The sequence below is a fragment of the Rhodothermales bacterium genome (assembly GCA_034439735.1).
GTDB lineage: Bacteria > Bacteroidota > Rhodothermia > Rhodothermales > JAHQVL01 > JAWKNW01.
In genome coordinates this window covers 1-12,944 of record JAWXAX010000272.1, presented here as the reverse complement: position 1 = coordinate 12,944, position 12,944 = coordinate 1, and the positions used below count along the sequence as shown (strand labels likewise).

6 protein-coding genes are annotated in these 12,944 nt (G+C 64.8%); 3 read left to right on the top strand and 3 right to left on the bottom strand.

Going from position 1 to position 12,944, the window contains the following annotated elements; translation table 11 throughout:
• Positions 1 to 7: 7 nt before the first annotated feature.
• Positions 8 to 6,643: an Ig-like domain-containing protein gene (locus SH809_19075; protein MDZ4701821.1), complete on the top strand. Its 6,636-nt coding sequence runs from the start codon at positions 8 to 10 to the stop codon at positions 6,641 to 6,643.
• On the opposite strand, the gene hemE is transcribed toward SH809_19075, so the two are convergent.
• Positions 6,626 to 7,702, bottom strand: a complete 1,077-nt coding sequence (hemE, locus tag SH809_19070) for a uroporphyrinogen decarboxylase (protein ID MDZ4701820.1) — start codon at positions 7,700 to 7,702, stop codon at positions 6,626 to 6,628. The two genes, SH809_19075 and hemE, sit on opposite strands and share 18 nt — an antisense overlap.
• A gap of 56 nt (positions 7,703 to 7,758) precedes the next feature.
• On the opposite strand from hemE, the gene SH809_19065 reads away from it, so the two are divergent.
• Together SH809_19065 and SH809_19060 are read left to right on the top strand one after the other, a co-directional pair.
• Positions 7,759 to 8,418, top strand: coding sequence for a phosphatidate cytidylyltransferase (locus SH809_19065; GenBank protein MDZ4701819.1), 660 nt, complete (start codon positions 7,759 to 7,761; stop codon positions 8,416 to 8,418).
• Positions 8,419 to 8,452: 34 nt separating this feature from the next.
• Positions 8,453 to 9,301, top strand: coding sequence for an alpha/beta fold hydrolase (locus SH809_19060; GenBank protein MDZ4701818.1), 849 nt, complete (start codon positions 8,453 to 8,455; stop codon positions 9,299 to 9,301).
• A gap of 145 nt (positions 9,302 to 9,446) precedes the next feature.
• Here the strand turns inward: SH809_19060 and SH809_19055 are convergent, their stop codons facing one another.
• Complete coding sequence (locus SH809_19055; GenBank protein ID MDZ4701817.1) at positions 9,447 to 11,387, bottom strand: hypothetical protein; 1,941 nt, start codon at positions 11,385 to 11,387, stop codon at positions 9,447 to 9,449.
• 435 nt (positions 11,388 to 11,822) lie between these two features.
• The coding region (locus SH809_19050) for a polysaccharide deacetylase family protein (protein ID MDZ4701816.1) at positions 11,823 to 12,944 on the bottom strand (1,122 nt) is incomplete at its 5' end.

Here is a 12,944-nt window from a genome sequence, read left to right as displayed (position 1 = left end):
TACCTTCATGCTATTGCGCCCATCAAAAACGTTTCTGAGCGGCATTCTCGCCGGCGTCGCGTTCTGGCTCGTGAGCCCGACCGAGATCGCCGCGGCCGCTCGTGAACGAGCCGTGGACCCGCCCACCACCACCGGCATCTCCGATGTGACCGTCCTCGAGGATGCGGCGCCCACGGCCATCGATCTGTTCGCCGCCTTCGCCGACGACATCGACGCCGACGATGCGCTGCTGTACACTGTCGAATCCGTCTCGGTCGGCGGCCTTTTCACCACGGCCGTCGACGGCAACGCCGGCCTCCTCACGCTCACCTACCTGCCCAACGCTAACGGCTCGGCCGTTGTCACCTTACGCGCTACCGACACCGAAAATCTGTTTGTCGAAACCAGCTTCTCCGTCACCCTCACCCCCGTCAACGACGCCCCCGGTTTTACCCCGGGTGGCAATATCACCGTCAACGAGGATTCCGGCGCGCAGTCGTTCCCGAACTGGGCCACGGGCCTGGCGGCCGGGCCGGATAATGAAGATCAGGAGTTGACCTTCACGCTCGGCGTGGGTACGCCGTCACTTTTCTCCGTCCAGCCCGCTATTTCGTCGACCGGCACACTCTCCTTTACGCCGGCGCCCGGAGCCAGCGGCACGTCGTCGATCACGGCGACCCTCGTCGATAGCGAGGGCACCGCCAACGGCGGCACCAATTCCAGCGACCAGGAAACGTTTTCGATCACCATCGTCGCCCAGCTCGATCCGCCGACGACCAGCGGTATCGGCGATGTGTCCGTCCTCGAGGACGCCGCCAGCACCGGCATCGACCTCTTTGCCGCGTTTCAGGATCCTGATGATCCCGACGAGGCGCTCACCTTCAGCGTGGTGGGCAACAGCAACCCCGCGTTGTTCGCGAATCTGCCGATCGACCCCGCGGCCGGCACCCTGACGCTCGACTACGCCGGCAATGAGAACGGCTCGGCCGTCCTAACCGTCCGCGCGACCGATCCGACCGACCTCTTTGTCGAGACCTCGTTCACCGTGACGGTCACGGCCGTCAACGATGCGCCGTTTTTTACGAAGGGTGGAGATCAGTCCGTCGGTGAAGACGCCGGCGCACAGACGGTAGCCGGCTGGGCCAGCGGGATCGGCGCCGGGCCGGCCAACGAAGCATCCCAGACCCTCACCTTCTCCACCAGCGCCGCGAATAGCGCTCTGTTTTCCACCCAGCCGGCCGTTTCGGCCGCGGGGACCCTTACCTACACGCCGGCGCCCAACCTCAGCGGGTCCACCACCGTCACGGTCACCCTCGGTGATACCGGCGGCACGGCCAATGGCGGCGTCGACACCAGTGCGCCGCAGACCTTCCAGATTACGATCTCGGACACAAACGACCCGCCGACGACCTCCGGCATCGCCAATGTCACCGTGTTGGAGGATGCCGCTACTACGGGTATCGACCTCTTCGCGGCCTTTGCCGACCCCGAGGATGCGGACAATGCGCTGTCGTACTCCGTCCAGGCTAACACCAACGCCGCTCTGTTCGCCAGCGCCGCCATCAGCGCCGGCACCCTCACGCTCGACTATGCCGCAGACGCGAACGGCTCGGCGTCGATCACCGTGCGCGCCACCGATACCGGCGGTCAGTCTGTCGAGACCACGTTCACCGTCACCGTCACCCCCGTGAACGACGCCCCGTCGTTCACAAAAGGACCGGACCAGTCCCCCAGCGAGGACGGGCCGCCTGTCTCGGTGGCCAACTGGGCCTCCGCTATCAGCCCCGGGCCGGCGAACGAGAGCGCGCAGACGCTGACGTTCTCGATATCCAACACCAATACGGGCCTCTTCACCCAGCAGCCGGCCCTCTCCCCGACCGGTACACTCACCTACAACGTGGCCAACAACGTCAGCGGCACGGCGATCGTCACGGTCATTTTATCCGATAATGGCGGCACGGCCAACGGCGGCGTCGCCTCCAGCGCGCCGCAGACGTTCACCATCACCGTTTCCAACGTAAACGACGCACCGACATCGTCCGGCATCGCAAACGTGCAGGATCTGGAAGATGCGGCCAACCGGGTCGTGGATCTCTTCGCCGCCTTCGCGGACACCGAGGACGCCGACAACCAGCTCACCTACAGCGTCACCGCCAACACGAATGCGGCGCTGTTCTCGACCACGACGGTCAACGGAACGGCCGGCTCGCTGACGCTCGACTACGCCCCCGACGCGTTCGGGTCGGCGAACCTCACCGTCCGCGCCACCGACACCGGGGGCCTCTTTGTCGAAACCACCTTCTCCGTCGCCGTCGCCGCCGTCAACGACGCGCCTTCTTTTGTCAAGGGCGCCAACCAGAGTGTCGCGGAAGATTCAGGCGCCCAGCAGGTGGCCGGATGGGCCACCGGCATCTCTGTCGGCCCCGCGAACGAGGTGGGGCAGACGGTTTCGTTCCTGGTCTCGACCCCCTCGACCGCCCTGTTCAGCGCTCAGCCGGCGATCACCTCGGCCGGCGTGCTCAGTTACACACCGGCGCCCAGCACGAGCGGCACGGCAACGGTAACCGTCGTCCTTCAGGATAACGGCGGGGTGACCAACGGCGGAGTCGATCAGAGTACGGCGCAGACGTTTACGATCACGATCACCGGCGTGAACGATGTGCCCGTCGCGGTAAATGATGCCTACACGGTCACCGAGGGCCAGTCGCTGATCGCCGCGGCCGGCGGGTCACCGCCGGGTGTGCTGGACAACGACATCGATCCCGACGGGCAGACGCTCACGGCCACCGTCATCCAGCCGCCCCAGTACGCCTCCACCTGGTCGTTTAACACGAACGGCTCGTTCGTCTATGTCCACGACGGCTCCGAAAACACGGTCGACACCATCACCTATGTCGCCAGCGACGGCACAGCGACGTCCAACGTCGCCACCGTCACTCTGACGATCCGCGAGATCAACGACCCGCCGACCACGTCGGGCATCACCGGCATTACGGTCGTGGAAGACGCCGCCGACACCGTTATCTCCCTGTTCGACAGCTTCAGCGACCCGGACGATGCCGACAACACGCTGGTGTACAGCGTCCAGGCGAATACCAACGCCGCCCTTTTTGAATCCACCGCCATCAATGCCTCCACCGGATCGCTGACCCTCAACTATGCCCCGGATGCAAACGGCGCCGCGAGCCTGACGGTCCGTGCGACGGATCCGGGTGGGCTCTTCATTCAAGCCACCTTTACGGTCACCGTTACGGCCGTCAACGATGCTCCGACGATGACGCCGGGTGATAACATATCGATCGGGGAAGATGAAGGGCCCCAGTCGTTCCCGAACTGGGCGACAGGGATCGCCGCCGGCCCGTCGGATGAGGCCGTGCAAACGGTGTCCGTGAGCCTGACGAACGATAACCCCGCCCTTTTTGTCGTCCAGCCCACCCTGACCATCAATGGAGCCAACGGCACAATCACCTTTACACCGGCCGACAACGCCGGCGGCGTCGCCACCGTCACCATCCTGCTGAGCGACAACGGAGGCACCGTAAACGGCGGAGCCAACACCGCGACCTATACCTTCACCATCGCTGTAAACTCCGACAACGACCCGCCCACGGCCGTTGCCGTCCCGGACTCGACGGTCTTGGAAGACGCCGCGCCCATCGATTACAACCTCTATACGATCTTTGGCGACGAAGAAGACGCCGACGATCAGCTGGTCTTTTCGATCGAGGGGGAGGTCGATAGCACCCTCTTCGACACCTTCACTATCGCGGGCAACCCCGCCCTGCTCACCATCACGCTCCTGGCGGACGCCTCCGGCGATGGATCTATCACTGTACGCGCCACGGATACGGGCGGCCTGTGGAAGCAGGAGACGATCGGATTGACCGTCCTGCCCGTCAACGACGCCCCCACCTTCACCGCCGGCCCCGATCAAGCGCTGCCACAGAACGCCCCGTTGCAAAGCGTGCCGGGTTGGGCGACCGACATCAGCGCCGGCCCGGAAAACGAGACGGACCAGACCATCGATTTCCAGCTGACGACCGATAACGACGCACTTTTTGTCGCCCTGCCGGATATCAGCGCGGACGGCACCCTCACCTATGCGCCGGCGCCGGGCGACGACGTGTTCGGCGTGGCCACCGTCACCGTCACCCTCGTCGACGACGGCGGAACGACCAACGGCGGCAAGGACGCGAGTGAAGCGCAGACCTTCCAGATCACGATCGACCGCTTCAACACGGCCCCGAACGCCAGCGAGGACAATTACCTCGTCCGCCAGGGGGCGACGCTCACGGTGCCAGCCGTGGCCGGCGTGCTCGCGAACGACGCCGACGCCGAGGCCGACCCGCTCACCGCTCGCCTCGTGTCCCCCCCGAACAACGCGGCCACCTTCGTGCTCAACCCCGACGGCTCGTTTTCCTACCGCCACGACAACAGCCAGACGGTGGGCGACTCCTTCACCTATGCCGCGTTCGACGGCATCGACGAGTCCGACCCGACGACCGTCTTCATCGCCATCACGCCCTCCGGTACGCTCAGCCTCCCGGAAATCGTCGTGCTGGAAGATGCCGGCGATACGACGATCGACCTGCGCCCCGCCTTCGCCGCCCAGTTCCCTGAGGGAAGCATCCTGCATTACAGTCTCGTGACCGACCCCGTCCCGACGTTCTTCCGCGAGATCGCGATCGACTCCCTCGCCGGCACGGTGATCCTCAGCTACGCGACGAACCAGAACGGCCTTGCCAGCCTCAGCTTCCGCGCCACCACCGACGGCGGCACGCCACGCATCGCATCGGTCACGGTGACCGTCCTCCCTATAAACGACTCCCCCATCGCCGTCGACGATATCGCGGCGACGATCGAGAACGAGCCCGTCCTGGTGAACGTCCTGGCCAACGATGTCGACCCCGATGGCGACGACCTCCTCATCCAGAGCTTCTCCAGCCCCGACGTGGGCACTGTCCAGCCCGGCATCGACGGCACCTTCCTGTATAATCCGCCGGCCGACTTCACCGGCCGCGCCACGTTCAGTTATACGGTCGTTGATGACAGCAGCGCGACGGACCGGGCCACGGTTACAATCACCGTGTTCGCCGGCCGCTTCGATATCGTTGACATCGGGCGCGCAACCGACGATGTGAGCGCGGCATTCGGGATCAGCAACATCGGGGAGATCGTGGGCACGTCGCTCCTGGCCGGCGCTCCGACGCAGGCCTTTTCCTCCGAACAAGCGCTCGAAACCAGCGCCGCCAGCACGGCCTACGACGTCAACGACTTCGGGGCGGCCGTGGGCGCACACGTGTTTGACGGCTTCCTACTCGCGGCCCGGTGGGACTCCCTCGGCCTGACACGCCTCGGCGCGTTCGACGACCGGTCGAGCCTCGCCTACGGCATCAACAACGCAGGCCGGATCGTCGGCGCCTCGACCAGGGCTCAGTCCGACGTACTGCAGGCCTTCTTATGGAAAGAGGGACGACTGCATGCCTTGCAGACGGCGGAGGGGGTGGAAAGCCAGGCGTTCGACATCAGCGAGCGCGGCCTGGCCGCCGGCTACGCCGGCCCATCGGCGGTCCTGTGGGATGATGTAACCGTGGCGCGCACCCTCGCCGGCGCCGAAGGCCGGGCCTACGCCCTCAACGAGAGCGACCAGGCCGTGGGCAGCATCGACGACGGCGTCGTGAAGGCCGCTTTCTGGGAGCGCAACGGCGCGCTACAGGTCATCCACGACCCCGCCAGCGTGTTCAGTGAGGCGTACGGCATCAACAACTCGACCTGGGTCGTGGGCGCCTATCAGCCGGCCGTCGCCGGCAAGACCGGCGCCGCCACGAGCCGGCGGATGGCCATTCAAACCTCCGAAACCCTCCGGACCAGCGCCGTGGACTCGCTCGGGAAGCGGGGCGCGGAGGAGAGCGGTGCGACAACTGTCGCGGTCGCCAGCGAGAACCGGGCGTTCCTGTGGCGCAACGGCGTCCAGGTCGACCTCAACGACTTCATCGACGCGGCGTCCGGGTGGACGCTAGTCGAAGCGCTCGGCATCAACAATGCCGCTCAGATTGTCGGTTACGGGCTGTACAACGGGCGCAAGCGGGCCTTCCTGCTATCGCCCTCGAACAATGCCGCCCCGAAAGCGGCGGACGACGCGATTCGCCTGGCGTTTGTCGAGCGGATGGAGATCGATGTACTCGCCAATGACCGCGACGAAGACGGGGATTCGCTTGTCGTCGCCTCTGTGACGCAGGGAGCCTTCGGGGCGGTGGGCCTGACATCCGCCGGCCGCGCCGTCTACACGCCCGGGCCGGCGTTTGACGGGGAGGATGCCTTCACCTATGTCGTTAGCGACGGCCGGGGCGGTCAGGGCGAGGCCAGGGTGCTGATCACGATGGCCCCCGAGGCGCGGCCGGCGGCCTTTGCGCTGGAGCCCAACTACCCGAATCCGTTTAACCCTTCCACGACCATCACCTTCGCCCTGCCCGAGGCGTCGCATGTCGTACTGGAAGTCTTCAACCTGATCGGCCAGCGGGTCGATACCCTGATCGACGCGCCGCGGCCGGCGGGCAGCCACCGGATCGTGTTCGAAGCGGGTGCGCTCCCTGGAGGAGTGTACCTGTACCGCCTGCGCGCCGGCGATTTTACCGCCAGCCGGAAGCTACTCCTCCTGAAATGACGCCGTATAAAGAGCGGAGTACTCCTGCACCGCTTCGATGAATACGCCGGCATGGACCGGGTCGTGGTCCGGATGCATTCCATGCCCCAGATTGGCGATATGGCCGCCCGGCCCGAAGGCCTGGACCATGTCGCGCACCGCCGAGCGGATCGTTTCCTGCGACGCATATAAGACGCAGGGATCCAGATTGCCTTGAAGCGCTGCCCGGCCGGCCACACGCCGGCGTGCCTCGCGGGGATCGATCGTCCAGTCCAACCCGATCACGTCGTACGCCGACTCCGCCAGCGCTTCGAGGCCATGGTGCGCGCCGCGGGCGAAGACCGTCACCGGCACGTCCGGATGCCGTGCCTTGACCCCATCGACGAGGCGGACGAGATACGGCAGGCAGAAGCGGTCGAAGCTGTCGGGGCTGAGCAGACCCGCCCAGGTATCGAAGACCTGGACGAGTTGGGCGCCGGCGTCGATCTGGAGCGCGAGGTACTCGATCAGCAGATCGGTGATGTCGCGCAGGAGGGCATGGCTGGCCTCCGGGTGGCGGTAGAGCCAGGATTTGGCGTGGGAGAACGTCTTGCTCCCCGATCCTTCGACCATGTAGGCCATGAGGGTCCACGGGGCCCCGCAGAACCCGATGAGGGGGACGCGGCCGGCGAGGCGGCGGCGCGTCAGCGTCAGTGCCTCGAAAACATAGTCGAGCGCCCCTTGCAGCGCCGGCATCTGGAGCCGGGCGAGGTCTGTCGGAGCATCCAGTGGCTGCGTGAACACCGGCCCCTGCCCCTTCACCATCTCCACCGTCATGCCCATGGCCTGGGGAATGACCAGGATGTCCGAGAAGATGATCGCCGCGTCGAGCGGGAAGCGTTCAAGCGGCTGCAGCGTCACCTCTGCGGCGAGTTCGGGGGATCGAACGAGCGAAAAAAACGCGTCCTCCGACCGCATCGCGCGGTATTCGGGCAGGTAACGGCCGGCCTGGCGCATGATCCACACGGGGGCGCGCGGCGTAGGCTCCTGGCGGGCGGCCCGCAGTAACAGGTCGTTTTGAAGCGGGGGAAACGAGTGCATGCGAAACGTTCGTTAGGGGTTGACGGTTATCGTGTCGGCGCTCGTGAATCAACATCATGCCGGCCTCCATGTCCGACACGCCCATTCCTTACCGCTTCGAACTCATCCGAAAGGCGATCCATCTGTTGGCGATGGCCTTGCCGCTCGGCATGCTCGTCCTCGAGCGGCGGCCGGCGCTGGCGATACTGGCCGGCCTGACGGTGGTTGCCCTCGCGACGGAAATCACCCGAGCGCGGTCGGAAGCCGTGCGGCGAGCGATCGAATGGCTCGTCGGATGGATGATGCGTGCGGAGGAAAAGCCGCCGATCGGCCAGATCCGGCTCAGTGGAGCCACCTGGGTATTGATTTCGGCGCTCCTGCTGCTCGTCTGTTTTCCGGCGCGTCTCGCGGCGCTGGCGATGATGGTGTTCATGGCCGGCGACGCTGCCGCGGCGCTGGTCGGCCGACGGTTCGGGCACCATCGTTGGGGCCTTGGCCCTAAAACGATCGAGGGCACACTTGGGTTCATGGCGGCGGGAAGCGTCGTCGGGCTTTTTTTAGCTGAACCTGTCCTCTGGTTCGGGCCGGCGGCGGCCGTGCTGGCCGGCGCCCTCGAACTCTTACCCGGGCCCCTGAACGACAACCTGCAAGCCCCGTTCCTCACCGCCTTCGCGCTGGCGTTGACCGAGTCGTTGTGGCTTGGGGTGCCCTTCAGCTTCCTGCCGGGCGCAGGCTAGTCCACACCCCATCCTCCCCGAAAACCGAATCCTGATGGCAGAAACCGCCCTGCAACGACTCCTGGGGCTCACTCCCTTTCCCGAGCCTCCGCTCATCAAGCTCCGGTATCCCGTGGTCATGATGCATGGCTTCGGGATGGTGGCCGCGCTCCGTCGGAACGGGCATCTATACGATTTTGCGATGGACCTCCGGTCGCGCGGTGTCCTGGCGTTTGCGCCCAACGTCCCGCCCTACAACCCCGTGCCCGTGCGTGCGGCGATCTGGAAAGATCGTCTGCAGCAGATTCTAGAGCGGACCGGCGCTGAAAAAGTAAACTTGATCGCCCACTCCATGGGCGGCCTCGATGCACGGTTTCTGATCAGCCGCGAGGGCTTCAACGACCGCGTGGCCTCCCTGGTGACGGTGGCCACGCCGCATCATGGCTCGGCGATCGCGAGTTTCCTGCTGGACCAGCCGGATCGCCTTCGGATCTGGCTGGCAGACCTCGCGAACTGGCTCGGGACGAACACGATGCGGGAGGTCGAGGCCGATTTTTTGACCACCGTGACCGACCTCGCGCCGGCGTACATGCAGGACACCTTCAACCGCACCGTACTCGACGCCCCGGACGTCCGTTACTGGTCGTTTGCGGCGCGCGCCGGCAAGGGCACCGGCATGGGCATCAGCCCCTTTCTTCGTCCGCTGAACGCCATCCTCTATGGCCGGGAAGGCATCAACGACGGGTTCGTGTCCGTCGAAAGCGCCCGCTGGGGCGAATGCCTCGGGATCCTCGATGCGGACCACGCCCAGCAACTCGGCATCCAGTTTCCATCCCGCAACAGCTTCGACGCCTTCGCCCTCTACCGCCAGATCGCGGAGATGCTGAGCGAGAAAGGGCTTTGAAGGGAAAAAGGTAAAAGGTAAAAGGCAAAAGATGGGTCCTATAACCCATTTTACCTTTTACCTTTTTCCTTTTTCCTTTTACCTTTTACCTTTTACCTTTTACCTTTTACCTTTTTCCTTTTTCCTTTTTCCTTTTTCCTTTTCCTCACATTCCCGGCTCGATCTGCAGCAGCCAGGCGTCGGAGGGGAGGAGGCTGCCGAGGCGTTCGCGGTCGGACTGGGCGAGGCTGCGCGAGGCATACTGGCCGATCGCGATGCGGTATCGCGTCACGCCGTTTGCCTTTGCAGAAAGGATGTCCACGCGCAGGCCCTGCTGGAACATGTCCAGGTACTCGTTGCCGACGGCCTCGGCTTCCTCGACTGTCGTCTTCGAGCCGATCACCCACGTCCAGCCCCGGGCGGAGCGGTCAATGGAGCCCATCCATGCGGGCGCCGAGGATGTGGCGGCCGGCGGCGGCGGGACGATCTGCACGGGCGGGGCCTCGATCTGGGCCGGCGGCGGCGTCACGCTCGGGCGCGAGCCGATCGGCTGCCCCACGATCCCCCCCTCACCGGCAACCGGGCGCGGCACGGGTTGGATGGCTGGCGTGTCGACGGGCTGATTCTCTGGACCCGGGCGATCGATGATGGGCGCCGGCGCGTCGATGGCCGGATCGACGACGGCCTGATCCCGGGCCGGCGGATCCATGGGCGGCGACTCCATCGGCGTCGGTTCTACGATCGGGCGCGAGGGACTACCCACGGGAATCGGGCTGACGGACGCCAGGCGGTCGCCGCCCAGCTCGGTGAATCCCCCAAAACCATCCCGCGTGATCACCATCGCCGTCTGCCCTACAAATTCCACCGGCAGTGGATCCTCTACCGTTCGCATCACCCCGGGCACCACCACATACTCCGTCCCATCCGCGAAGACGTTCAGCGCCGGCACCTGGAATTGCCGCTCGGAATAAAAGCTCGGGTCGAAGAAGCCGTCGCGGGCACTGTGCAGCACGAGGTACTCGGCGTCGAGGCCGGCCTCCACAAGCATGGCATGCGCCAGTTCGTTCACCATGAAGGCGTTCCCCTCGCGGCGCGACAACATCGTCTCGATGCCCCGGTCGCGCGTGTTCGGGTTGATGGTAATGTTGTCGGCCACGTAGCGCAACACGCCGCTCACCTTGTCGCGCTGCGTGGCGAGGGTACCGGTGGCCTGGCGTGTGATGTCGCGCACTTCGCGCTCGTCGCGCGACTTGAGCTTGCCGGCGTAATCAGCATAGGTCCCCCCGAGGGTCTCCCAGTCCTCTGGCGCCCGATACCGCACGGCGCTCCCCATGGACATGTTGGTGACCTGGATCTGGAAATACGGCGCGACTTCTTTAAAAAAGATCGTATTCGACGGCTGAAACGCCGCCACTTGCTGCGCCTGGTACTGGAGCACAATCTTCCGGCGGTCGGCATCCTCGATGCGCTGGTAGGGCAGATCCTGACCCGCACCCAACTGCTTCACCTGCACTTGCCACCACATCGGGTAGATGTACTGCACATGCAGCGCCTCGACGGGCAGCCCATGTTGGAGCGGGATGTCGTGGTACACGGGCGGGTCTTTCTCCAGATTTCCGCGAGAGATTTCGTATAACTCGGTGATGACCGTGCCGGCGGCGATGCTACCGTAGAGCATCGAATAAAAGGTGCCGCCCCCGGGCGCCGGCTGCTCGTTCAGGTCTTCCCGATCAAATGTCTGTCCGCCGCTTCCCGGGGCCTGCAACGTGACCGAAAGGCGCTGCAACCGATCGCCGGGCTGGACTTCCAGGCGAAACGTGTTTACCAGCTCGGACGTTGGGTCCAACACGACCATCGACCGCTGCATCACCTCGAAGAAGCGCCAGTGCGGGATCGTACTCGTAAACGCGATACTGACGTTGTGCTCCAATGTATGGTCGTACGTGACATACACACCCGGAGCAGATGGGTAGCGAGCGCGGAGATCAGTTGCATTGTAGGCCGGCGCCATAGCCGCGCTGTCGGCGTTCAAACTGACAATACGTTCCGTCGTGTTGCACCCCAGCATCGTAACGAGCAGCAGCAACAAATAACCTGGCGTTCTCATGAGATACGAATCTGTTCTAAATGGGGAGCAGCCGTTGGCGCCGTCGATCGTGCAACGCTACATCAGGCAGGCTGTCTCAGTTTGAGTGTCATCTATCTAAACGATCATCGCGGCCCAGGCGCACGAACCCACCCGCGGGTGTACCCGCAAGCGTCTCGTGGCGTCAGCTACCCGTGTCGTTCGTTCCCGCCGGGCCTCTCCTCAGATTTTCGCCCGACGCTTGGAAAATAATCTTGTTTCATGGGGAATGGCTTACCCAAGCCCTCATCCGCAATTACCAGGCCAGAAGAGGTTGGCAGGTTGCAGGTTACCAGGTTGGCAGGTTTATCGGGAGCAGAAACCTGCCAACCTGCAACCTGCCAACCTGCAACCTGCCAACCTGCAACCTGCCAACCTGCAACCTGCCAACCTGCAACCTGCCAACCGGCCAACCATTCACCGATACGCATCCAGCGCCATATGAAGGCTCGTGAGGCAGCCTTCGGCTTCCACGGCGGCGTCGAGGGTGTCGGTGAAATGGCGCCCCCAGCCCGGGAATTCGACTTCATCCCACAGCGTGTTGTGCCATAACATCACGCAGACACCTCCAAAGCGCCGACAGGTGTAGATCAGCCGGCGCGACACCGCTACGGCTTCGTCGACACAGAGACCGCGGCGGTTGAACAGGGCCGCTTCCATCATACAGAGCGGGATCTCCCAGAGCGGCAGCTCGGTGTTGGCAGCGATGTCGAACTGGGTGAAGGGGTGGCAGGTAGCGTGGCGAAACCCCTCGTGGACTGAGAATCCGAGTGTGGAATCGAGCTCAAAACCGGCGTCCAGCTGGAGCGCCGGCGTACGCGCGGCCTCATGGCGCAGATAATGCTGTCGCACCGAGGCGGGCCGCACGGCGGTGGCCGCGGCCAGCCGATCCCGCTCCTCCCGCATCAGGCCCAGATGGTCGTGTGCATGGTAACTGGGATGCAGCCCAATTTCGAATCCCTCTCGGCGCAGACGGGCAAAAAAGGTCTGAATAAACGAACCCTTCAGTGAATACGCGACATCGTGCGGGCCGTGGGCGCCGGCTTTGAAGAAATACGTGGCGCGGCCCCGGTGCGCCAGCACCACGTCCACCATCCGCCCGAGCGCCGCCCGGAACGGGTCCCGGCCGGTGGCCGCCTGCCGCACGGACGCCTGCAGCCTCGCCCAGCGCTCGGCGGGCCCAACCCCGCGCCGGTTCAGGATCGGGTATTCCACCATCTCCCGAAACACGATCCCCGGGCGCCACTTCCGGAGATAGTCCACGTCGTGCGTCGCGCAAAACGCCCAGTTTCGGCCCGCCCAACGCGTGGGTATCGCCACAAAGCCGGCCCGCGCGAGACGCTCCCCGAGGATGACGCGGTAGACATCCACCGCCGGATCACACGCAGTGCCCCAAAGAGCCTGCAGCGAGGCCTCGTAGGGGAAACGACCGTGCACGTCCCGGGCCGGCCCGGTGTGCTCCTGCCATCCCGAAAGCCAGAAAAATGCCGATGCGATTAGGTCTTCCTCCCCTACATCGCCAAACAAGAGCGGGTATCG

Excerpts from the sequence above, each read along its gene's own strand:
- SH809_19075 (MDZ4701821.1), top strand. The coding sequence starts at position 8 with ATGCTATTGCGCCCATCAAAAACGTTTCTGAGCGGCATTCTCGCCGGC.
- hemE (MDZ4701820.1), bottom strand. The coding sequence starts at position 7,702 with ATGCACTCGTTTCCCCCGCTTCAAAACGACCTGTTACTGCGGGCCGCC.
- SH809_19065 (MDZ4701819.1), top strand. The coding sequence starts at position 7,759 with ATGCCGGCCTCCATGTCCGACACGCCCATTCCTTACCGCTTCGAACTC.
- SH809_19060 (MDZ4701818.1), top strand. The coding sequence starts at position 8,453 with ATGGCAGAAACCGCCCTGCAACGACTCCTGGGGCTCACTCCCTTTCCC.
- SH809_19055 (MDZ4701817.1), bottom strand. The coding sequence starts at position 11,387 with ATGAGAACGCCAGGTTATTTGTTGCTGCTGCTCGTTACGATGCTGGGG.